Consider the following 21770-nt stretch of genomic DNA (forward strand, 5'->3'; position numbering starts at 1 on the left):
TATCAAAGTACGCAAAGTCGTACCTCAGGGGGGAAACGAGACCATGATTAGGTCAGAATTGATCCAGAAGATTGCAGATGACAATCCACACCTGTATCAGCGGGATGTGGAACGGATCGTCAATACGATCTTCGAAGAGATTACCAATGCCATGGCTCGGGGCGACCGGGTCGAGTTGCGGGGCTTCGGGGCGTTTTCGGTCAAGAAGCGGGACGCGCGCACCGGCCGCAATCCTCGTACAGGGGAATCGGTTGAAGTCGAGGAAAAGCACGTGCCCTTCTTCAAGACCGGCAAGCTGCTGCGGGACCGCCTGAACGGAAAATAACCGATGCGCTACATTCGCTACGCTTTCTATGCGGCCCTCGCCCTTGTCTTGATCACGGTCTCTGTGGCCAATTTGGGGACGGTGACATTGAACAGCTTGCCCGAGGGTGTTGCTGGCATTCCCGGTATGGGATGGCTGTCGCATTCGATCGAGTTGCCTTTGTTTGTCATCGTGTTGGGCAGTTTGGTTTTGGGCGTGGTTCTGGGCGAAATCCTGGAATGGTTCCATGAGCACAAGCATCGCGCCGAAGCCGCCCAAAAGGGCGCGCAGGTGCGCAAGCTTGAGCGTGAGTTGAAAAAAACTCAGGCCGAGCGTGACAAAGACAAGGATGAGGTTCTGGCTCTGCTTGATCAAGCAAGCTGATCCTACTCAAATTGTTGCCCGAGATGGGCTGGGGGAGGGGGCGCTGCCCCCTCTTGCTTTTCAAGCAACTCACCCCTGGGATATTTGTGCAAAGAAGAAGCGAGGGTGCGCGGGATGGATGTTCGCGTCAAAATCTGTGGGTTGAGCACATCGGATGACGTTGCGGCGGTTGCTCAGGCCAAAGCCGCCTATGCCGGTTTTGTGTTTTTCCCAAAATCACCACGCAACGTGAGCGTGGCGCAGGCGCGCGATCTCGCGGTTGAGTGCCCCATTGGCTTGGCCAAAGTGGCGTTGGTTGTGAATGCCGACAATGCTTTGCTTGATGAAATCACCGGCAATGTTGCCATCGACATTTTGCAACTGCATGGCAAGGAAACGCCCGAACGCGTGTCCGAGATCAGGGCGCGCTATGGGTTGCCAGTGATGAAGGCCGTGGGCGTTGCCAGTGCCGATGATCTGCCCCAGCTCGCGGTTTACGAACAGGTTTGCGATCAAATCTTGGTTGATGCCAAGGCGGCAAAGGGCGCCGATCTGCCCGGTGGCAATGGCTTGGCTTTTGATTGGAAACTGATTGCCGGGCGTCGCTGGTCTCGGCCTTGGATGTTAGCCGGTGGGCTAACCCCGGACAACGTGGCCCGCGCGGTGGAATTGACCGGCGCAACACAGGTGGATGTCTCATCCGGTGTCGAAAGCGCGCCGGGTCGCAAAGATGCTGATTTGATTGCGCGCTTTGTGAATGCCGCCAAAGCCAGCCGCGAAATCCCCAAGCTTTAGCAAAAAGCCCCGGCGCTTAACCGGGGCTTTGTCTTATAGCACTGTCAAAACCTGTTCCGGCGGGCGGCCAATGGCGGCTTTGTCACCGACAAACAGGATCGGGCGTTCGATCAGCTTTGGCTGATCCGCCATGGCCTGCAACAACACCGCGTCATCGCTGTCTTTGCTGAGACCCATGTCTTTGAACGCCGCCTCTTTGACCCGCATCATCTCGATCACAGGCAGGCCAAGCGCGGCCTGCGCGGCCTTTAACTCGTCCAAACTCGGCGCATCCTCAAGGTATTTTCGTATCTCGGGTGTCACGCCCTTTTCCTTAAGCAACGCAAGGGTTTGGCGCGATTTCGAACAGCGTGGATTGTGCCAAAGGATCATGTCCATGCCTCCCGTCCACTGCCAACCGCATCGGCGACATTGGCGAACCCATCGCGGGCCAAAAGCTGATCCAAGCCACGGGCGATCTCGGCCCCCAAGGTCAAACCGCCATAGACCAGCGCCGTATAAATCTGTACCGCCGAGGCCCCGGCGCGGATTTTCTCATAGGCTTGCTGGGCCGATCCAACGCCACCAACCCCAATAAGGGGCAGCTTGCCCTCGGTCAAAACCGACAATTGCGCCAATACGCGGGTGGATTTTTCGAACAATGGCTGCCCCGAAAGGCCGCCCATTTCGCCTTTGTGCTCCGACTGCAACCCGTCGCGCGACAAGGTGGTGTTGGTGGCGATCACCCCGGCCACACCAGACGCCAGCGCCACCTCGGCCACATCCTGCACCCCCTGTTCGTCCAGATCGGGGGCGATTTTCAAGAACACCGGGATTGGCGTGTCAAGCGCGGCCCGCGCCTCCATCACCCCGGCCAAAAGCGCCGCAAGCGCCTCCTTGCCCTGCAAATCGCGCAGCTTTTCAGTGTTGGGAGAGCTGACATTGACCGTGGCGAAATCCAGATGCGCGCCACAGCGGCTTAGGACTTTGGCGAAATCGTCGGCGCGGTCATCGCTGTCTTTGTTGGCCCCAAGGTTGAGGCCCAAAACCATGTCGCGCGGGCGTTTGGCAAGCCGCGCGGCGGCGGCCTCCATGCCTTCGTTGTTGAAGCCAAAGCGGTTGATCGCGGCGCGGTCTTCGCTCAGCCGGAATAGGCGCGGTTTGGGGTTGCCGGGTTGGGCGCGCGGCGTCACGGCCCCCACTTCGACAAAGCCAAATCCGGCGCGCGAAAGGGCGTGCAACGCCTCGGCGTTTTTGTCGAACCCGGCGGCAATGCCAATCGGGTTGGCCATGTTCATCCCCGCCACCGAACAGCGCAAGCGCTCCGAGGTCACCAGACCGGGCAGGGGGGCCAGACCAAGGTTCAGCGCCTTGAGCGCCACCCCATGCGAGGTTTCCGGATCAAGCTTGCGCAACAGGCCCATGCCTAGGTTTTCGAGCGCTTTCATACCATCTCCTCCGGGAACTGATGCCCATCGGGGCCAAGTGGCAAATCGCGGGTCCACAGAATGTCGGCGACACGCAATGGCGCATAAAGATGCGGGAATTTAGCGCCACCGCGCGACACTTCCCATTTCAACGCCGCACCCAATGCCTCGGCGTCCAAGGCCGCCAGCGTCAGATCGGTTTCATCGCTAAAATGCTTGGCGGCGGTTTCGCGCGCCTGCTCGGCGGTCGAGAAATGCACATAGCCATCAGAGACATCAATCGGCGCGCCGGCGGTTTCGCCTTTGGCCTGCAAATCGGCCCATTCCGGGGCCCGGAGGATTTTGTAGATCAGCATGTGGGCGTGATGCCGTGCGACGGGGGGCGGGTCAAGCGCATTGGCTGCAACGCGCCGAGGAATAGGTGCATCAGCGCGGTGACGTCCGACCAATTTGCCCCTTACCGGGGTTAGCCCGTGGTTTCGGCGACAACCGAGCGTGGCTCAAGATCGGATTGAAGGGAGTTGAGCCGGTCAACAACTGCGGCCCGGCGATCTGTCAAATCCGATAGCAAGCGATCAATATGTTCTAGCTTTTCGGTCATTTTTTCGATGCCATCGTCACAGGGGCCTGCGCCGTCATCTGATAGGCAGGCGGCCATGGCTCTTATTTCACGGGTGGAGAACCCGGTTGCGATAAAGTCGCGAATGCGCGCGGCACGGCGCAGGTCCGCCGCGCTATAATAACGGTACCCGTTGAGCTGACGCCCCACCTCCATCAACCCTTCTTTTTCATAGTGACGTAAAATGCGTTGAGAAATCCCAAGCGTATCTGCCGCTTCTTTGGCCTGCATGTCGGTGCCTTTCCTACCAATGCCTACCTTAAATTAGGCGGCTTTTGCCTCATTCAAAGGGGGCCGGGGCGGTGAAATCCCCCCGACCACCCAATTGTCTTAAGTGCGAAGGGACCAACCACCGTCGATCGTTAGAACTTGGCCCGTCAACCATGCATTGTCCGGGCTGCCCAAACGCAAAATCCACGGGACAATATCATCGGGTGTTCCGCGTCGTCCAAGCGGGATTTGCGCGGCTTCTTGGGCTTCGACCTGTTGCGCCATTTCGCTGGGCAAGCCCATCATCCCCGTTAAGGCGTTGCTCTTGACTGGGCCGGGGGCAATTGCGTTGACTCGAATGTGGTCGGGCGCAAACTCCATGGCCCAGGCGCGGGTCAAGCTTTCTAGCGCGGTTTTGGTGGCGCCGTAATGGGCCAGCATCGGAATGGCGTTGCGCGACACGGCCGTGCCAATGTTGACGATGGCACCTTTGTTATCGCGCAAGGCGGCCTGACCGGCTTTGACCAAAAGCGATGGCGCCGTGATGTTGATCGCCGCCATTTTGGCAATGGCATCGGCATCATAATCACCCGAGGGGAGCGGATGGCCCGCACCGGCGTTGTTGACGATCAAATCCAACCGGCCCCAACGCCCCTTTGCGGCGTCAACAATCCGCGCGGCACTATTTGGGTCGGCGCTGTCGGCTGTGACCGCTTCAATCGCATCGCTGATCTCTGCGACCTCGGCGAGCTTGGCACCATCCCGCCCGGTGATCAGCACATTTGCCCCGTTTTGAACCAGCGCCAGCGCCGTGGCTTTGCCGATCCCGGAACTGCCTCCGGTGACAATGGCGACCTTCCGGTGCCAGCTGTTTTTACCCGAATTTGTGCCAATAGATGTGTCTGTCATGTTGCGTCTTTTCCTATCTGCGAGGGTCTCGCGTTTTGATGAGGAGGCCGGTTTAGCGCTATGACACTAGTGTCAGGGTCAAGCGCTAATTTCATGGTGTTTGCTTCCGCGAATGGGTCGGCTGCGCGGTCGAATAGAGGCAAACCGACACGAAACCGAAACATTGCCTAACTATTGATCAAAGCCATTGGGCGGTGGCACGCTGCGCCGTAACGGAGCCTTTGACAAGCTGTGCGCGCGGGTGCAGCATACCGCGATAATAAAAACCGACAGAGGGGTTATAATAATGTCTGTTCGTCTTTTCTCGTCCGCCGCGGCGCTTGCTTTGTGCGCCGGAGCGGCCAGCGCTGACTATTCGCTGACCATTTTGCACACCAATGATTTCCATGCCCGTTTTGAGCCGATCAGCAAATATGATTCGGGCTGTAGCGCCGATAGCAACGCCGAGGGCAAATGTTTTGGCGGTTCGGCACGTCTTCAGACCGCGATCACCGAGGCCAAGGCCCGGTCGAACAACCACATTCTGGTGGACGGCGGTGACCAGTTTCAGGGCACGCTGTTTTACACCTATTACAAAGGCAAGCTTGCTGCCGAAATGATGAACCAGATGGGCTATGACGCGATGACCGTGGGCAACCACGAATTCGATGATGGCCCCGAGGTCCTGCGCGGCTTTATTGACGCGGTCGAATTCCCGATCCTGATGTCCAACGCCGATTTTTCGGCCGAAGCTTTGCTGGCCGATAGCCTGCTGAAATCCACGGTGATTGAACGCGGCGGCGAAAAGCTCGGCCTGATCGGTCTGACACCCCATGACACCGATGAACTGGCGAGCCCCGGCCCCAACATCACCTTCACCAATCCAGCGCAAGCGGTTCAGGGCGAAGTCGACAAGCTCACGGAAATGGGCGTGAACAAGATTATTGTTCTCTCGCACTCCGGCTACGGCGTGGACCAAATGGTTGCGGCCAGCACCACAGGAGTTGACGTGATTGTTGGCGGGCACTCAAACACCCTGCTGTCTAACACCTCTGATCGCGCGGCGGGTGCCTATCCAACAATGATCGGCGACACGGCGATTGTTCAGGCCTATGCCTATGGCAAATTCCTCGGTGAACTGAACGTCACCTTTAACGACGAGGGTGTGATCACCGAAGCCGTTGGTGAGCCGGTCCTTCTGGATGCCTCCGTGGCCGAGGAAGCGGGCACCAAGGCACGCATCACCGAAGCCGCCGCCCCATTGGAAGAAATCCGCAACAAGGTTGTGGCCGAAACCGCCGAAGCCATTGATGGCGAGCGTGGGTCGTGCCGGGCGATGGAATGCGCCATGGGCAACATCATTGCCGATGCGATGCTTGACCGGGTCAAGGATCAGGGCATTGAAATCGCCGTACAAAACGGTGGCGGCATTCGCGCCTCGATCGACGCGGGCGAAGTGACCATGGGCGAAGTGCTCACCGTTCTGCCCTTCCAGAACACCCTGTCGACCTTTGAAGTCTCGGGTGAAACCATCATGGCGGCGCTGGAAAACGCAGTCAGCCAGCACGAAGAAGGCGCGGGCCGCTTTCTTCAGGTGGCGGGCATGACCTATGCCTTTGATGTGTCCAAACCCGCCGGTGAGCGTGTGTCCGACGTGATGGTCGGTGGCGCGCCGATTGATCTTGCCAAGGTCTATGGCGTTGTGTCCAACAACTATGTGCGCAATGGCGGCGATGGGTTCAAAATGTTCCGTGACGCGCAAAACGCCTATGATTTCGGTCCCGATCTGGCGGATGTCACGGCGGAATACATGGCCAAAATGGGCCCTGTGACACCGAAACTAGACGGTCGTATCACCGCGAAATAATCCATCCTGAAATGGGATGAAAAAGAGGGCGGGGGGTCAAAGCCTCCGCCCTTTTTCTATGTGCGTTCTTATTTGAGGGCGGCGTTCAAAATTGTCATCTGCGCCCCGCGATTGTCACCGGCCAAGGATTGCGCAGTGTCGGTGGCCGCTGTGCCGTCATACCCGGCCTGACCAAGATCGGCCTGAAGCTCGGAAAGGCTTTTGTCGGCGACCAGCGCGAGCTTGTCCATGGAGACGCTCGACATGGTGCTGATCAGCGCGCCGGGGCCTTTGTTTTGTTGGTCTGAGACCGGGACCAGCATGGCCGCGACAAGCAAAACGGCGCATCCGCCCATGATTGCCTTGGCGAGAGGGCGTTTAAGATAGGTGGTAAAGGCGCGCCAGTTGAGTACCACATGCGCCACGGCCGCGACAAGCAAGACCCAACCTGCCCATTCATGAATAGGATCAAGCAAGCCCAGCTCGATGTGGAAAAACATCAAAATGCCGGAAACGGCCATCAAAAGGAAGGACCCGACGATGAGGGGGGTGGCCCATTTGCGAAGCGAGAGTGCCATGGGAAGGCTCCTTTGAAATCGTATCACAAGTGATACGCAGGAGCGGCGATGTTCCGTCGCCAATTGGCCGGTGAAACTTGGCTGATGGTACTTGACTGATGATACTTGGCCGGTGAAACGGCGCTCGCTCCTAAAGGAGCATCGCCCCGCCCACCGTCCCATCGGGCGTGTGATTTAGAAGTTTGGTTTAGCCATCGGTGAATTGCATTTTGGCAAGGCGGGCATAGAGACCGCCTTCGGCCACCAGATCGTCATGCGTGCCTTGGGCAACCACATGACCGTGATCCATAACCACAATGCGATCCGCCTTTTTGACCGTGGCCAGACGGTGCGCAACAATGATCGTCGTGCGGTTTTCCGACAGGGTATCGACCGCCGATTGCACCGCGCGTTCGCTTTCGGCATCAAGCGCCGAGGTGGCCTCATCCAACAACAGAACCGGTGCATCGCGCAGGATCGCCCGCGCAATCGCAACGCGCTGCTTTTGACCACCCGAGAGCATCACACCGCGTTCGCCCAGCCATGTGTCATAGCCGTCCGATAGGGTGGTGAGGAACTCATGCGCGGCGGCGGCCTTGGCGGCGGCTTCGACTTCGCTGTCGCTTGCATCGGGGCGGCCAAAGCGGATGTTGTCACGCGCCGAGGCGGCAAAGATCATCGGCTCTTGGGGAACCAGCGCGATATGGCTGCGGAAATCGGCGCGGGTCATATCGGGAAGGGCAATACCGTCCAAGGTGATTTGACCCTGAGAGGGATCATAAAACCGTTGGATCATCTGAATGATCGTGGTTTTACCGGCCCCGGACGGGCCAACCAGCGCCACGGTTTCCCCCGGCGCAATGCTGAGCGAGATATTGTCCAAGGTCGCCACATCCGGGCGCGATGGGTAGGAAAAGCTAACCGCGTCAAAGGTGATCGCGCCCTTGACCGGTTCGGGCAGGGTTTTGGGGCTGTCTGGGTCGGTCACGCTGTCTTCGGCTTGAAGCAGTTCGACAAGGCGTTCGGTGGCCCCGGCGGCGCGTTGCAATTCGCCAAACACTTCGGACAACGAACCAACAGCACCGGCAACCAGCACGGACAAGATCACAAATTGCACCAAGGTTCCGGCGCTCATGCCTCCGGCGCGCACATCCCATGCACCGATCCAAAGCACGCCAACAACGCCTGTAAAGACAAGGAAAATCACGATGGCGGTCATGACGGATCGGGTCCAAATCCGCTGTTCAGCCGAGCGAAAGCTCTTCTCGGTCACGTCGCCAAAGCGTGCGCGCGACCGGGTTTCATGGGTATAGGCCTGTACGGTTTGCACGGCGCTTAGCGCCTCAGACGCATTGCCCGAGCTTTCGGCGATCCAATCTTGGTTTTCGCGGCTGAGCTTGCGCAAACGACGCCCCAAAACCATGATCGGGATCACAACGGCGGGCACGATCAGCAACACCAATCCGGTGAGCTTGGGCGAGGTGAACAACATCAACGTCATGCCACCAAAGAACATCAGCACATTGCGCAAAGCGACGGAGACGGACGAGCCAATCACCGATAGGATCAAGGTCGTGTCGGTGGTGATGCGGCTGAGCACTTCGCCGGTCATGGTCTTTTCGTAAAAGGACGGCGACAAACCGATGACCCGGTCAAAAACCGCCTTGCGGATGTCGGCGACAACCCGTTCGCCAAAGCGCGTGACAAGGGCGTAGCGCAATGCGGTCCCCACAGCCAAAGCCGCGGCAATCGCCAGAGCTGCGCCAAAGTAGCGATCCAACAAGGCCCCGTCTTCGACGCTGAAATTGTCGACCACCCGGCGCACCGCCATGGGCAAGATCAACGACAGGGTCGCCGTGGTGATCAACGCCAGCAACGCGGCGAACATCTGACCCCGGTAAGGGCGCATAAACGGCCACAGCGCGCGCAGCGACCCAAGGCTTTTGGACTTTTCGCGATCAGCTTCGGCTGAGGTCATGGTGGTGCCACGGGCCATGGGTTTTCCTTTGCATATTCGTCCAGCGGTTTTGCCATGTGGCGCGCGCGGGTCAAGCGTTGAGTTGACGCGGGTGGGGACATTCCTGACCAATCATGGCCAATGGGCACCGACGCAATGGGTTTTGGTTGCATGTGAGATCGCCGGGGATCGGCGTGGATGATCGTGCGGGCGGAAAAACCGGGCAAGGTGGCTTTGCTTCGTGAACAGGGAGTGCCATTGTCGTCTTGGCGAGGGGCGTTGTGACGGATCATTGCTCCTCACAAGGTATGGGACCACAGGGCAGGGGCCAAATGAGTGTTGACTGGATTCAGAGCAGGGGTTTCACACGGATCGTGGCCCGCCTCGCTATTGTGATGCTGGCGCTGCTTGTTGGTTGTGGCCGTGCGCCTGATCTGATCGGAATCGACAACCCCGATATCCCCGTGGCGTCGGTCACGGACGCTAGGTTGCAAAAGGTCTTCTTGGCCACCACACGCCAACCGACCGAGGTCACCGGGGCGTTCTTCTCTGAAAAACGGGCCCCGGATTTGGGCTTGGCCTCGGTGCAAGTCTCGGTGCCACCCAACCGGATGCCCGGTGAATTACCCCGCCCCAAGGTGCTCCCCCCAGATCCAAACCGGGAATACGCGGTGATTGATCCGGTGCGGTATGATACCGAAGCGGCCTTTGTCAGATCCCTGAACGCCGAATTGGCCAAACGCCCGCCCGGCAAACGCGACATTCTGTTTTTTGTTCATGGCTACAACAACACCACAAGCGATGCGGTACTGCGCTTGGCGCAATTTGTTCAAGATAGCGAATTCGAAGGGGTGCCGGTGCTGTTTGATTGGGCCTCGGCTGCAAGCCTGCTCCGGTATGTGTATGACCTCAATAGCGCCCTGATCGCGCGTCCACAGGTGCGGGAACTGGCGCGTATTCTCGATAAAACCAACGCCGAACGCTATGATGTGTTTGCTCATTCCATGGGGGCGTTTTTGACGATGGAGGCGATGGTCGATCAGGTGCAGCGCGGTCAGTTGAACAAGTCCAACCGACTGCGCAGCATTATCTTGGCATCACCCGATATCGACATGGACCTGTTTCGCAGCCATCTTGCCGAAATTGGACCAGAAGCCAAACGTGTCTTTGTGCTTATGTCACAAGACGATGGTGCCCTTGGATTTTCGCGCCGCATAGCCGGTGGCGTGCCTCGGGTCGGGGCTTCGGATGCCCAAGAGCTTGCGGACCTCGGAGTGGTTGCCATTGATCTGTCCAAAATCGAGGATTCCGCCTCGGGCAATCATTCCAAATTCGCAGGTTCGCCTGAGGTGGTCAAAATCCTTGGTCGCGGCTTGAACCGCTCCCGTAGCTTTGATCGCGCCGAACGCCCAGCGGATCTTGAGGAAAGGCTGCGCGGAATACCGATCACCATTGTGTTTCGATAGTTCGCAAAGACCCGTTCGACCCCGCAAAGACCGGGCGCGGGTGCGCGCCTCCTCTGACCTTTGGATTGTGTTTGAGCGGTGAGACAGGCGCGCGGCGCATAGCCTCACTGTCGGGCGGCTCTATGTTGGGAAAGCACCAATCGGTGCGCCTTCATGCCCATAAACACCGCGCCTAGACACTGGCTTGTTGCATCAAGCGCCGGATTGACCTGCCCCGTTGTGCCAACGGGTTGCGGCACCGGCAAGGCGGGCTCCAAACAGGCGTGCGGTTTGAGAATCCTCTGCGCTGATCGGGGTTTCAGAGTCACCGCCTCCCGTCGCCATAAGGCCAAGCCAACTGCCATCGCGGTTTAGCCCAACGGCCTCGGGAAAGACCGGCGCACCGATGGTGTTTTGCCCGACCCAGATCATCCCCATTTGCGCCGCAAAGACCGACAGACGCATCAGAGCCGACAATTTATCGCCCGAGGGATGCACCGCAACGGTAAACCCGGCGGCCATCTTGTCGCCCCACCCCTGATGCTGCCAACGCTCGGCGGCCTCTTCGATGAACATGTCAAACCGTGCGGCGGTTGACCCCATATAGGTCGGCGTGCCCATGGCAATTAGCGTCGCGGCATCAAGCGCCTCCCAATCCGCGTCCACCATCGCCGTCACATCGACCAACCGGGCACCGCCTGCGCCTTCGGCAATCAAACCGGCCAAAGCGGCGGTATGCCCATCGGCGGAAAAGTAAGGAATACAGATCAGAGGGATATCAGCTTGCGTCATGGGCGCAGGTTGGGCGATTGTCGCGCCAGTCACAAGAGCGAAAGAGCCCCATGGTCTCGGTAAAAGAACAATACGAAGCCTACCCTTATCCTGAACGTGATCCGGCCGATGAGGCCAAACGGATGATCACCGGCTCCCCCTCACATCCGCTTGAAATGGATCACTATTTGTTTGGCGGTACCCGCGACTGGTCCAAACCTTTGCGGGTTCTGGTGGCGGGGGGGGGCACCGGCGACGGGCTGATTCAGCTTGCCCAAACCATGACAAGCGCCAACGCGCCTTATGAGATCACCTATGTCGATCTTTCAACCGCCTCGCGTGGTGTGGCCGAGGCGCGGGTCAAGGCGCGCGGCTTGACCGGCATCCGCTTTGAAACCGGAAGCCTTCTCGACGCGCCCGATTTCGGCGAATTCGACTATATCGACAGTTGCGGCGTGCTTCACCATCTGCCCGATCCGACGGCGGGCTTTGCCGCCCTGCGCGCCGCGCTTGCGCCCGGCGGTGGATTTGGCTTTATGGTCTACGCCCCCTATGGCCGCTCCGGCGTCTACCCCTTGCAAGAGGGGTTTGGGGCCTTGCTAGACGGGCTTTCCCCCCAAGACCGGCTAGAGGCGGCGCAAAAGATTGTTGCCAATCTGCCTGATGGCCACCCATTCAAAACCAACCCAAACCTAAGCGATCATCACGCCAGCGATGCGGGGTTTTACGACCTGCTGCTGCATGGTCAGGACCGTGCCTATCGCGTGCCCGAACTGGTACAAGAGCTAACCGACACCGGTTGGCGGCTGCAAAGCTTTTGCACCCCGGCGCTCTATGATCTGACCCGGATCGCACCACGCCCCGACGGTATGGATGACACCACCGCCATGGGGGTGGCGGAAAAACTCACCGGCACGATCCGCCTGCATGTGGGGTATGCGGTGGCGGCGGATGATCCGCGCAAAATCGCCAAAGGCAGCAACCGCAAACTGGTGCCGCATCTGCGTGGGGTGTCCCCCCAAGCGCTTGCCCAAGCGGTGGCCAAGGGCCGCGCCATCCCAGTAAGCGCCGATGGCCTGCGCGCCAAACTGACCCTGCCCAAATCCGCCGCGCCTCTGATCGCTGGGATCAATGGCAAACGTAGCCTCTCCGAAATCGCCCAAGGCGCGCGCATGGATGCGCTGGGCTTTGGCATGGCTTGGACCCCGGTGGAAAAGGCCCTGTGTGATTGGGGCTTGATGCTCTATTCTGGTTTGCAAAACCACAAAGGGTAACAAAATGTGCGGGCGCTTTGCCGTGACATTGCCAAACGAAGCCATGGCCCAGCTGTTCAACGCTGCGCCTGCCAATGACCTTCCCGACGTGCCCAATTTCAACACCTGCCCCACCACGCAAATTCATGTGGTGGAACCGGGTGCGCGGCGCTTGCTGCGTCCGATGCGCTGGGGCTTTATTCCACAGTGGTATGACAAGCCCAATGGTGGCCCGCTTTTGATCAACGCCCGCGCCGAAACCATCGCCGAAAAACCCGCCTTTCGCGCCGCCTGTCGCGCGCGGCGCTGTTTGATCCCTTGCAACGGGTTTTATGAATGGACCAAGGACCCGGACGGCAATCGGTTGCCGTGGTACATCACCCGGCGCGACGGTGCGATGATGGTCTTTGCCGGGGTGTGGCAGGATTGGGGACCCGATGACAACCGCTTGCGGACCTGCGCCATGGTCACGATCGGGGCCAACACCCCGATGCGCCAAATCCACCACCGTATGCCGGTCATTCTCGAACCGGAAAACTGGGGCAAATGGCTTGGCGAAGAGGGGCATGGCGCGGCCAGTTTGATGCGCCCTTCATCGGATGATGTCTTGCAATTTCATCGGGTCGGCACCTCGGTCAATTCCAACCGCGCTCAAGGTCCCGACCTTATCCAAGAAATTCCCGCAGGTTGAGTGTTGACGCCGCCCCAAGGCTGGCCTAAACCCTGTCTTCGCTGCGGGTATGGTGAAATGGTATCATAAGAGCCTTCCAAGCTTAAGGTGCGGGTTCGATTCCCGCTACCCGCTCCAAAATCTCCCACTATGTCGATGGCGACGCCTATGTGGCTTGTGCTCGTGCCCATTGGGGTTTCGGGTGGCTGGCACTGGACCGAAACTTGGGCCGAAACCGAGCGCAGCCAGGACCGCATTAGGTTGGGTTTAAGGTCATCGTTTCTTATTGTGCCAATCGCTTGCGCTGGGCGTCTTTGATCAGGGCGGCCAAGCGAAAGAACCCATGCGTCATTTTGGTGTAAGGGGTCAGCAAGAAGAAGGCGAGCACAGCCCCAAGATGGAGTGCCAGCATGCTCGGCATAAAAGGCGTGGCCCCAAGCGCGTATAGAACCAAGCCGCTAAACCCGACAAATCCGAGCAACAAAATGAACCCGAAATCGCCCCCCCAAGCCTGAGCATCCCCCAGGGCGCGATCGGATTTGCGCTTGAGAACCACCATGCCCGCGCAGCCCAACGTCAGAAGAGCACCACCCACAAGACCTAAGATTTTTGGGAGCGAAAACAAAGGGTAGGGGGCAGGTAGGTCAAATATATAATGCATCACGGTTGCGACGCTTGTGGCGGCGAAACACAATAAAAACCCATACATGATCGCCTGATGCATATGGCGGCGACCTTGGCTAAAGCGGTCTTCGTCCTCAAAATTGCAGCCCTCACCATGCCCGGCGGCAAGGTCTGTCATGCGCGCGGCGCGGGTCAAGGCATGTCGTATATCGGCCAATGTCACGCGCTCTCCGCCGACGTCGTGCCAATAGCGCCGCACTCCAATCGCAATGCAGATCAGCGGCACGAGGAACGCCGGGGCAAAAATCGCCACCATCGCTGTGTGAGACAACGCGGCATAGAATCCATCGCCCCCCGTCGAACCCATCGCCCGGATCAGCCAAAACACCACCGCAAGCCCAATCAGCAAAGCCAAGGCAATCGCACCGCCATGGGTGTGGAACCGTCGGGCCACCGGTTGCGGCCACGCGTAGGTTTCCCAACTGTCGCGTCGAACCTCTGCCAAGGCCGCCGGAAGGTTCAAATCAAACTCATGCGGCGCAGTGTATTGGCAGGCATAGAAACAGCCCCGGCAGTTGTGGCACAAATTGGCCAATTGGGTGATGTCGCCGTCGCTCAGGGCGCGATTGGCATGCAGCGATGGAAACACTGAACAATAGCCTTCGCAATAGCGGCAGGCGTTACAAATGTCCGCTTGGCGGCGGGCCTCTTGAAGGAGATCATCTTGCATAAGTGGCGGCCTCCCGGCCCGCGATACGTCCAAAGACGGTTCCAATGGTCATGCCGTATCCGGCAAGATAGCCTTGTCCCAAAATGGATCCGGCCATGGTTTCCCCTGCGGCCCAAAGGTTTTTGATCGGGCCGGTGGCGGTGCTGCATTGGGCGTTTTCGTCGACCTTCAATCCAAGGTAGGTAAAGGTCACACCCGTGCGCAGCGAATAGCCGTAATAGGGGGGGGTGTTGATCGGCCGGGCCCAATTGGTTTTGGCCGGCGATATGCCCTTTGTGGCCACGCCATCTAACTCGGTTGGGTGAAACCCCGCCCCATCCCCACACCCGGCGTTAAAGTCTTTGACCGTCGCGCAAAGTTTGCCGCCGTCTATGCCCATCAACTCCGCCAAACCTTCCAACGTGTCGGACTTGAGCGGCGGGAACACCGATGGCATGAACAGGTCGATTGACGTGCTGTCGATCACCACATGCCCGACCTGATCGGGCTGGGCCGCAACAAGGCGGCCCCAAATCGCATAGCGTTTGGGCCAGACATCTTCGCCCTCATCATAAAACCGCACGGCGTTTTTATTCACGACAATCGAAAACGGCACACAATCCAAACGGGTGACAATCCCGCCGTCAAACTTTGGGGCGCGGCCATCAATCGCCACCGCGTGGCATTGGTCGGCGTCGCCAACCTGACACACGCCTTGATCCAACAAATCCGCCAAGACAACGCCGCGATTAAAGGGCGTGCCACGGATCAAAAAGTTCTTGGCCGCCGGTCCCCATGCCCGCGTTAACCAATCCGTATCGGCTTGAAACCCGCCCGAGGCGACAACAACCGCCTTTGGTGAGATGCGATGCGATTGGCCCTCGTGGGTGTAATCCACCCATGCAATGTGATCCCCGTCTCGCTCAAGATGGGTCACCGCCGCTTCGTATAATACATCAACCCCTAGCCTGGCTGCGGTGCGGTAATAGGCGTTCACAAGGCTCTTGCCGCCGCCCATGAAAAACGCATTGGTCCGCGCCAAGGACAAGGTCCCGGATAGGGACGGCTGAAACCGTACCCCATGGTCCTGCATCCAAGGCAAGCAGTCCTGAGAGGCTCTGATCGCCAATCGCGCCAACGTCTCATCGGTCTTGCCCTTGGTGACTTTCATCAGGTCTTCAAAATACTCCTCTTCGGAATAGGTTTCGACCAAAGGGCCCAATGGGCCGCTGTGCATACAGCGAAAGTTGCGCGTGTGGCGTGAATTTCCGCCGCGATAGGCTTTGGGCGCGGTTTCTAAAATCAGAACTTTGGCACCGGCTTCTGCGGCCGTCATAGCGGCACAAAGCGCGGCGTTTCCGCCTCCGATCACGGCAATATCGTATGGGGTCATGGCTGTTTTCCTTGGCTTGCCTCCACTTAACGTGGCCCGCTTTAATTTGACAAATGACGAGTTGTGCAAGATTAATGCGTTATGAGCATTAATTACGATTTTGGAGACCTCGAGGCCTTTCTCGCGGTCAAGGAAACCGGGTCTTTTCACGGCGCAGCCGAGCGCTTGAACCTGTCGCAATCGGCGGTAACGCGGCGGGTGCGCAAGCTCGAGCTGGCCTTGGGAAGCGCCTTGTTTGAACGCACAACCCGCGCGGTCAAGCCGACATTGGCGGCCAAGCGCTTGCAATCACGGGCAGAAGCCATGGTGAGTGATGCGCATGAAACGGCCCGCGCCATGCAGGATGCCAGCGTCGCCTTCGCCCATCAGCGCGACACCTTGGTGACGATTGCCACTGTGCCGACAGTCTTGAAACATTTGCTTATCCCGGCAATCAAGGCCTGCCAAAACGTCGGTTTGCGGGTGCGGATTTTGGATGGGTCTGCAAATGAGGTGGCCGAAGCCGTGGCCCAGGGCGAGGCTGATTTTGGCCTCTGCTCTATCCCAATGCTTGAACCAAGTACCGAGTTTGAGCCGCTGTTCGATGACCCGATTGTTGCGGCTGTTGGTGTGGGCAACCCTCTGAATGGCAAGGAAAACCTACCGTTTCATTCTCTAACTCAAGGGCCGGTGATCCTCCCGGTCAAAGGCACGGGAAATCGGCTTTTGATTGACGAAGCCTTGGCCAAGGCCCGTGTGCAATTGCGGTGGGATTTTGAGGTTGGGCGTACCACCACGGCGCTTGATTTTGTCGCCGAGGGGATGGGCGTGGCCTTGGTGCCGCGCTCGGCGATTGATCCGGCGCGAGTGGGGTTTGCCACGCTGAAACCTCCGGGCATTTCGCGCATGGTCGGGCTATTGTCGCGTCTGGGGCAGGTCGATGCCCCGATGGTCAAGACCCTGAAATCCGCCATATGCGCCGCGGTGTAGTTACGGCTGAAGCCAGACCTCAGCATTGATCATATGGCTGGGGTTGCCCGCAGCGAAATCATTGATTTGGTCATATATATCAGAGAATTGTTTGTCGAATTCATCCTCGGTGACAAATCCGATATGCGGTGTCGCAATGAGGTTTGGATGGGCCAAAAGCGGATCGGTCGGGTCGGTCAACGGTTCAGTGTCAAAGACATCAATCGCGGCTTTGCCCGGATGTCCGGCATCGAGGGCGCGCACAAGGGCACCATCCGCGATGAGCCCAGCGCGGGAGGTGTTGACCAAAAGCGCGTCTTTGCGCATCTCGGCAAGGTCTTGCGCGGTGATCATCCCTCGGGTCTCAGGCGTGAGCCGCAGGTGAAGTGAGACAACATCACATTGTGCAAAAAACGCCGCGCGCGAGGGGGCGACCTTGGCTCCATCGGCCGCGGCACGGGCGCGACCCTCCTCTGAGGCCCACCACAGCACCGGCATGCCAAAGGCTTCTGCATAGCCTGCAACGGTGCGCGCGATCCGACCATAGCCCAAAAGGCCAAGTGTCCGACCCCGAAGGGTTTTTCCAACCCCTGCCTGCCAAGTGCCCGCCTTGACCGAAGCCATTTGCGTCGGCAAATCGCGCATGCCGGCAAGGATCAACGCCCATGTTAGCTCGGCCGCTGCATAATTTGTACCGCCGCCCTTGGCGGGTTTGGAACACAGCAAGACGTTGCAGTCCGAACAGGCGGCCACATCCACATGCGGAGTGGCCCCGCGCTGGCTGATCAGTGTGAGATTGGGCAGCCGCTCCAACAGATCCCGCGTCACCGCCGTGCGCTCGCGAAAGAGCACCAAGACCTCGGCGTCTTGCAACCGTTCGGCCAAAACCGCCACATCCTCGACGTGATCGGTCCAAACGGTGACGTCATGGCCGCTGAGCTTGGCAAAGGTCGGCAACCCCTGCAGGGTGTCAAACCAATCATCAAGGATATGTATCTTCATCGCCGCCTTCTCCGGGTGGTGAGGTTAATGTGACAACAAAACCGGAATCGGGGTGTGTTTTAAAACCCGCGTTGTCATCCCGCCAAGAAAATCCTCGCGGAACTTCGAATGCTCATAGGCCCCCATGATCAACAAACAGGGGTCGGTGTCGCGGCAATAGGCAAGCAAGGCCCGCGCGGGCCCCGGTGTCGCCGGAATCTTTTTGCGATCCGCCATGATCCCGTGCCGCTCCAGATGGGTCACTAGCTCCTCCGAGGGGCGCGGGCTGTCGGTTTCGCCGACGCTCAGCACCGTCACCCGACCCTGATCCTCCAAAAGCTCAAGCGCATCCGACAAGGCCCGCGCCGCGGCGCGCCCGCCATCCCATGCCAACACCGCGTGGGAATGGGTCGCCTTGGCATCATGCCCCTGCGGCACAATCAAAACCGGCCGCCCGCTCACTAGTGCAATCCGGTCCGGGTGCAAATAAAAATGCTCCCCCACCTCTTCGCTCGGAAGGTCCTGCCCGATCACCACCAGATCAAAGGCCCGTGCCGTTTCCGAAATCACGCTATCGACCCGGCCTGCCTCGCGGCGGAAATGCAACCGATCCCCAAGGGCCAATTCGGCGCGCATGTCTTCAAACCGGGCTTCAATCCCGTTGATAACTTCGGTGTTGGCGTGCTCGATGATGTCCCGCGCGCTGCTCGGGACCCACATCCCGCGTGAGTTCAAAACATCATGGCTGGAATGGGCCAGAAGCACCGTGACATGTGTGGTCTCAGAGGCCAGAGCCGCAGCGTATTTCACCGCCGAGATTGAGCCTTCGGACCCGTTATAAGCAACCAGAATATTCTTAAGGCTCATTGCATTTCCTCTCTGGGCATGGGGGTCGCATGGGCTTGTCCCGCCCAAATGCTACGGGGCACATAGACATGCCCATCGGCCAATTTGCGCGCCGTCCGCATCAATCCCGCCGCATTAAGATCAAAGCCGTTGTTCGCGGTGAAATCCACCAGAACCTCAAGCGTGCCCGAGGGGTGTTCCAACACCACATTGGCCGGGCTTTCGTTGGGACGATCCAAAAGCCCGTCTGATACCGATCCCGGCGTCAAGGCACAGGAGGCAATACATTGCGCCCCGGTGACGGCCATGCTCGGATGGGTGTTCCACGGCATGAAATATCGGGCCGCAATGGTGCCACCGTCCTGTGCCGGAGCTATGAGGGCAAACTTGGGTGTGACTGATTTTGACACATCCCCCATGCCCATCGCCGCCCCGGCCTGTTGGCGAATGGTCTCCATGCGCTCAAAGACCTCGCGATTGGCGTCGATCTCTGCTGCGCTCTCATGACCGGTTAGGCCAAAATCTCCCGCCCTTGCGATCACCACCGGCATCGCCACATCCATACATGTCACCTCGATACCCTCAAACCTGTCGCGCAACCGACCAGTGGGGAGAAAGGCGCCCGTCGCCGAGCCAACAACCCCCATGAATTTCAACTGCACCGGGGCGGCGGTTCCGGGTACACCGGCGATGGCCGTATCCCCCGCGTAGGCCAGCGCGCCGCCGGGCGTTGACACATTGGCCACAACCTGTGCCCCGGTGTTCACGGCCCGGATTTTGATGTCGGTGCTATCCGCGGTTGGCGTCACCAGTCCCATTTCGATCGCCGCTGGGCCAACACCCGACAGGATATTGCCGCAGGTTGGCTTGAAATCGACCAAGCGGTCTTCGACAGACACCTGCGCAAAGAAGTAGTCGACATCGGCCCAGTCATCATCGGACTGGCTGAGCATGGCCACCTTGGTTGTGACGGCCGCGCCGCCGCCTATTCCGTCGATATTCATCGCATGGCCCGATCCGACCGCCGCGATCAACACCTCCGCCAAGGTCTCAAGATCTTCGGGGAGGTCGCCGCGATGAAAATATGGCCCCCGCGAGGTTCCCCCCCGCATGAACACAAATGGAATGCCTGTCTGGGTCATTTGAGCGGCCATGGCAGGTCAACTGCCTCCTGTAGTAATCCGGGTGGGAAATCGCGGTTCAAGGCCCCCGCCATCACGCACATAAAGGCGATACCGGCGGCGGATAGGACAAGCGTCTTGGGCCAGCTGGCTCCGGCGCGGATACGCAAGAAGGACAGCAAGAACCCAATCAGCGCGAGGATGAACCCGACAAAAAACGTGCCGACAATCAGGCTGGCGAACCAGGCGAGTGTTGACCAAAGCCCATAGGGCGCGTCGGCCTCATCTCCGGCGACTTCTTTGTCGGCGAAAATAGCGTCCCCTTCGGGGCGCATCATCATCTGAACCAAAAGGATCAGACAACAAATCAACGCAAATCCCCCCACAACCAATGGGATAACCTTGTCCGTCATATTGTAGTCGGGGATCATGTTGGCGTTGATCAAAGCCATCACCAAATAGCCGGCAATCACCAGCAAAAAGATCACCGGTGCGCGTTTGTTTCCGGCCTGAACGTCACCTTCGGCCATGATTGATTTGGCCTGACGGATGCCAAAAAACACCGACAATACCGTGATCACGATCAACACGATCACAATCGGGCTAAAGACATAGTCGATGCCCTCTTCAAAGCTTTTGCGAAAGCGGAAGGAGGCGATTTGAAACGCCTGATTGGTGAACTTTTCCACGGGGTTGGATAGAACAAAGCCAATGAGGAAGGCGGGGCGCGACCAATCGAAACGGCGCAGAAAAATGCCGATCATACCGATCACAAACAGCGCCAGAAGGTCTTCGAAGTTTTGGCCAGACTGGAAGGCTGCAAAGCTGATCAGCATAAAGAGGAAGGGCGCGAGATAGGTGAAACGGATCGTGGTCAGCTTGGCAATCCCGCCCGAGGCGGCGATGCACAGCACGGTGCCGACAACATTGGCAAGCGCCAAAAGCCAGACGATCGAATAGGTGATATCAAGATTGTCTTTGAGCATGCCGGGGCCGACTTCGATTGAGCCGGATCCCAAAAGGGCCACCGCGCCAATGAAGATCGCCATCGACCCTGATCCGGGGATTCCGAACAATAGGGTCGGGACAAGCCCGCCGCCTTCTTTGGCGTTGTTGGAGCTTTCCGGCCCGATGACGCCGCGCACTTCGCCTTTGCCAAAGTTGGACTTGTCTTTGGTGGTTTGAACGGCGTGGCCATAGGCGATCCAATCCACAACCGACCCACCAAGGCCGGGGATCACACCGACGACAACACCGATGACGGAACACCGCACCGAAAGCCAGATATTGGCAAACCAATCGCGCACCCCGTCAAGCCATCCGCCGCCAAGCTGTGCGCCTTTGGCGATGGACCGATCTTGGCGCAAAAGCGAGATGATTTCCGGCACCGCAAAGATGCCAAGCCCGACAATGACCAATTTCAGACCGTCGGTGAGATAGGGGGTGTCATAGCTCGCCATGCGAAGGCTGCCGCCCGCGTCGGCCTCGCCTATGGTGCCGATCATCAGACCAAGCCCAGCTGCGGCCAGTCCCTTAAGCGCATAGCGCCCGGCCAGAACCGCCACCATGGAAAGACCAAGGATGGTGATCATCAACATCTCGGGAAGGCCAAAGGCCAAAACGATCGGCCGCGCGACAAGGATGAAAAGCGTGAGAAAACTGGCCCCCACAAGGCCGCCGAAAAGCGAACTGGCAAAAGCCGCCGACAACGCGCGGGCGGCTTCGCCTTTTTTGGCCATCGGAAAACCGTCAAGCACCGTGGCCTGAGAGGCCGATGATCCGGGTATCCCCATCAAGACCGAGGCAAAGGTGTCCGATGTTGGCACCACCGCAACCATGCCAATCATCAAAGCAAGGCCAAGGATCGGGTCCATGCCAAACATGAAAGGCAGCAGCAGCGAGAGACCCGCAATGCCGCCCAAACCGGGAAAGACCCCAACCGCAAGGCCCATGACGACCCCAAGCACCAGATAGCCAAGAACAACAGGTTGTAAGATCAGGGCCCACGCTTCTCCAAGCGCAGGAAGAGCTGTGGCGAAAGCCTCCATAGGAGCCGCCTTTCAT

At 58.9% G+C, this 21770-nt stretch carries 22 protein-coding genes and 1 tRNA gene; 9 read left to right on the top strand and 14 right to left on the bottom strand.

The genetic code is table 11. The features are described from left to right. The first annotated feature begins 43 nt into the window (after nucleotides 1-43). The 3 genes from ihfB (at nucleotide 44) to AC5EFR_RS08810 (ending at nucleotide 1462) form a co-directional block, all read left to right on the top strand. Nucleotides 44-325, top strand: a complete 282-nt coding sequence (gene ihfB / locus AC5EFR_RS08800) for an integration host factor subunit beta (protein ID WP_299922790.1) — start codon at nucleotides 44-46, stop codon at nucleotides 323-325. A gap of 3 nt (nucleotides 326-328) precedes the next feature. Beyond that, a complete protein-coding gene (locus AC5EFR_RS08805; protein WP_493575478.1) occupies nucleotides 329-688 on the top strand; it encodes a lipopolysaccharide assembly protein LapA domain-containing protein in 360 nt (119 codons plus the stop codon). 114 nt (nucleotides 689-802) lie between these two features. Beyond that, nucleotides 803-1462: a phosphoribosylanthranilate isomerase gene (locus tag AC5EFR_RS08810; RefSeq protein ID WP_493575479.1), complete on the top strand. Its 660-nt coding sequence runs from the start codon at nucleotides 803-805 to the stop codon at nucleotides 1460-1462. 33 nt (nucleotides 1463-1495) lie between these two features. Here AC5EFR_RS08810 and arsC read toward each other — a convergent pair whose 3' ends face one another. From arsC to AC5EFR_RS08835, 5 genes are all read right to left on the bottom strand, one after another. Then, nucleotides 1496-1834, bottom strand: coding sequence for an arsenate reductase (glutaredoxin) (gene arsC, locus AC5EFR_RS08815; protein ID WP_493575553.1), 339 nt, complete (start codon nucleotides 1832-1834; stop codon nucleotides 1496-1498). Next, entirely contained in the window at nucleotides 1831-2889 is a 1059-nt protein-coding gene (locus AC5EFR_RS08820; protein WP_493575480.1) for a quinone-dependent dihydroorotate dehydrogenase, read from the bottom strand. Before AC5EFR_RS08820 ends, arsC begins: the two co-directional genes overlap by 4 nt. After that, on the bottom strand, nucleotides 2886-3224 hold the full coding sequence (locus tag AC5EFR_RS08825) for a DUF952 domain-containing protein (RefSeq protein ID WP_493575481.1): 339 nt from the start codon (nucleotides 3222-3224) through the stop codon (nucleotides 2886-2888). The genes AC5EFR_RS08820 and AC5EFR_RS08825 overlap by 4 nt, the downstream gene beginning before the upstream one ends. A gap of 110 nt (nucleotides 3225-3334) precedes the next feature. Then, the gene (locus tag AC5EFR_RS08830; RefSeq protein ID WP_493575482.1) at nucleotides 3335-3718 is read right to left on the bottom strand and encodes a MerR family transcriptional regulator; all 384 of its coding nucleotides are present in this window, start codon (nucleotides 3716-3718) and stop codon (nucleotides 3335-3337) included. A gap of 99 nt (nucleotides 3719-3817) precedes the next feature. Then, nucleotides 3818-4606 carry an SDR family NAD(P)-dependent oxidoreductase gene (locus AC5EFR_RS08835; protein ID WP_493575483.1) on the bottom strand — a complete coding sequence of 263 codons (789 nt, stop codon included), beginning with the start codon at nucleotides 4604-4606 and terminating at the stop codon, nucleotides 3818-3820. Nucleotides 4607-4892: 286 nt separating this feature from the next. Between AC5EFR_RS08835 and AC5EFR_RS08840 the strand changes: the two genes are divergently transcribed. Further along, entirely contained in the window at nucleotides 4893-6452 is a 1560-nt protein-coding gene (locus AC5EFR_RS08840) for a bifunctional metallophosphatase/5'-nucleotidase (RefSeq protein ID WP_493575484.1), read from the top strand. Nucleotides 6453-6520: 68 nt separating this feature from the next. Here the strand turns inward: AC5EFR_RS08840 and AC5EFR_RS08845 are convergent, their stop codons facing one another. Both AC5EFR_RS08845 and AC5EFR_RS08850 read right to left on the bottom strand, forming a co-directional pair. Further along, nucleotides 6521-7009: a DUF4405 domain-containing protein gene (locus AC5EFR_RS08845; protein ID WP_493575485.1), complete on the bottom strand. Its 489-nt coding sequence runs from the start codon at nucleotides 7007-7009 to the stop codon at nucleotides 6521-6523. 187 nt (nucleotides 7010-7196) lie between these two features. Beyond that, complete coding sequence (locus AC5EFR_RS08850) at nucleotides 7197-8984, bottom strand: ABC transporter transmembrane domain-containing protein (RefSeq protein ID WP_493575486.1); 1788 nt, start codon at nucleotides 8982-8984, stop codon at nucleotides 7197-7199. A gap of 335 nt (nucleotides 8985-9319) precedes the next feature. Here AC5EFR_RS08850 and AC5EFR_RS08855 point away from each other — a divergent pair, with 335 nt between their 5' ends. After that, the gene (locus tag AC5EFR_RS08855) at nucleotides 9320-10411 is read left to right on the top strand and encodes an alpha/beta hydrolase (protein ID WP_493575487.1); all 1092 of its coding nucleotides are present in this window, start codon (nucleotides 9320-9322) and stop codon (nucleotides 10409-10411) included. A gap of 192 nt (nucleotides 10412-10603) precedes the next feature. On the opposite strand, the gene AC5EFR_RS08860 is transcribed toward AC5EFR_RS08855, so the two are convergent. Further along, the gene (locus AC5EFR_RS08860; protein WP_493575488.1) at nucleotides 10604-11182 is read right to left on the bottom strand and encodes a flavodoxin family protein; all 579 of its coding nucleotides are present in this window, start codon (nucleotides 11180-11182) and stop codon (nucleotides 10604-10606) included. A 50-nt stretch (nucleotides 11183-11232) separates the two neighbouring features. Here AC5EFR_RS08860 and AC5EFR_RS08865 point away from each other — a divergent pair, with 50 nt between their 5' ends. From AC5EFR_RS08865 to AC5EFR_RS08875, 3 genes are all read left to right on the top strand, one after another. Continuing rightward, nucleotides 11233-12435: a class I SAM-dependent methyltransferase gene (locus tag AC5EFR_RS08865; RefSeq protein ID WP_493575489.1), complete on the top strand. Its 1203-nt coding sequence runs from the start codon at nucleotides 11233-11235 to the stop codon at nucleotides 12433-12435. A gap of 4 nt (nucleotides 12436-12439) precedes the next feature. Further along, entirely contained in the window at nucleotides 12440-13105 is a 666-nt protein-coding gene (locus tag AC5EFR_RS08870; RefSeq protein WP_299936630.1) for an SOS response-associated peptidase, read from the top strand. A gap of 43 nt (nucleotides 13106-13148) precedes the next feature. Next, nucleotides 13149-13222 (top strand) — tRNA-Gly (locus AC5EFR_RS08875). A 145-nt stretch (nucleotides 13223-13367) separates the two neighbouring features. On the opposite strand, the gene tcuB is transcribed toward AC5EFR_RS08875, so the two are convergent. Both tcuB and tcuA read right to left on the bottom strand, forming a co-directional pair. Continuing rightward, nucleotides 13368-14438 carry a tricarballylate utilization 4Fe-4S protein TcuB gene (tcuB, locus tag AC5EFR_RS08880; protein WP_493575490.1) on the bottom strand — a complete coding sequence of 357 codons (1071 nt, stop codon included), beginning with the start codon at nucleotides 14436-14438 and terminating at the stop codon, nucleotides 13368-13370. After that, nucleotides 14428-15810 (bottom strand): FAD-dependent tricarballylate dehydrogenase TcuA, encoded by a 1383-nt coding sequence (gene tcuA, locus AC5EFR_RS08885; RefSeq protein WP_493575491.1) that lies wholly within the window; start codon nucleotides 15808-15810, stop codon nucleotides 14428-14430. The genes tcuB and tcuA overlap by 11 nt, the downstream gene beginning before the upstream one ends. Before the next feature lie 81 nt (nucleotides 15811-15891). Here tcuA and AC5EFR_RS08890 point away from each other — a divergent pair, with 81 nt between their 5' ends. Next, nucleotides 15892-16779 (top strand): LysR family transcriptional regulator, encoded by an 888-nt coding sequence (locus tag AC5EFR_RS08890; protein WP_493575492.1) that lies wholly within the window; start codon nucleotides 15892-15894, stop codon nucleotides 16777-16779. Here the strand turns inward: AC5EFR_RS08890 and AC5EFR_RS08895 are convergent, their stop codons facing one another. The 4 genes from AC5EFR_RS08895 to AC5EFR_RS08910 are packed head-to-tail and all read right to left on the bottom strand — an operon-like array spanning nucleotide 16780 to nucleotide 21754. After that, the gene (locus AC5EFR_RS08895; RefSeq protein ID WP_493575493.1) at nucleotides 16780-17760 is read right to left on the bottom strand and encodes a D-2-hydroxyacid dehydrogenase family protein; all 981 of its coding nucleotides are present in this window, start codon (nucleotides 17758-17760) and stop codon (nucleotides 16780-16782) included. Nucleotides 17761-17784: 24 nt separating this feature from the next. Then, the gene (locus tag AC5EFR_RS08900; protein WP_493575494.1) at nucleotides 17785-18606 is read right to left on the bottom strand and encodes a universal stress protein; all 822 of its coding nucleotides are present in this window, start codon (nucleotides 18604-18606) and stop codon (nucleotides 17785-17787) included. After that, nucleotides 18603-19727 carry a 4-oxalomesaconate tautomerase gene (locus AC5EFR_RS08905; protein ID WP_493575495.1) on the bottom strand — a complete coding sequence of 375 codons (1125 nt, stop codon included), beginning with the start codon at nucleotides 19725-19727 and terminating at the stop codon, nucleotides 18603-18605. Before AC5EFR_RS08905 ends, AC5EFR_RS08900 begins: the two co-directional genes overlap by 4 nt. Then, complete coding sequence (locus AC5EFR_RS08910) at nucleotides 19724-21754, bottom strand: tripartite tricarboxylate transporter permease (protein ID WP_493575496.1); 2031 nt, start codon at nucleotides 21752-21754, stop codon at nucleotides 19724-19726. Before AC5EFR_RS08910 ends, AC5EFR_RS08905 begins: the two co-directional genes overlap by 4 nt. Nucleotides 21755-21770: the final 16 nt, after the last annotated feature.

It is taken from the genome of Pelagimonas sp., from assembly GCF_058892305.1.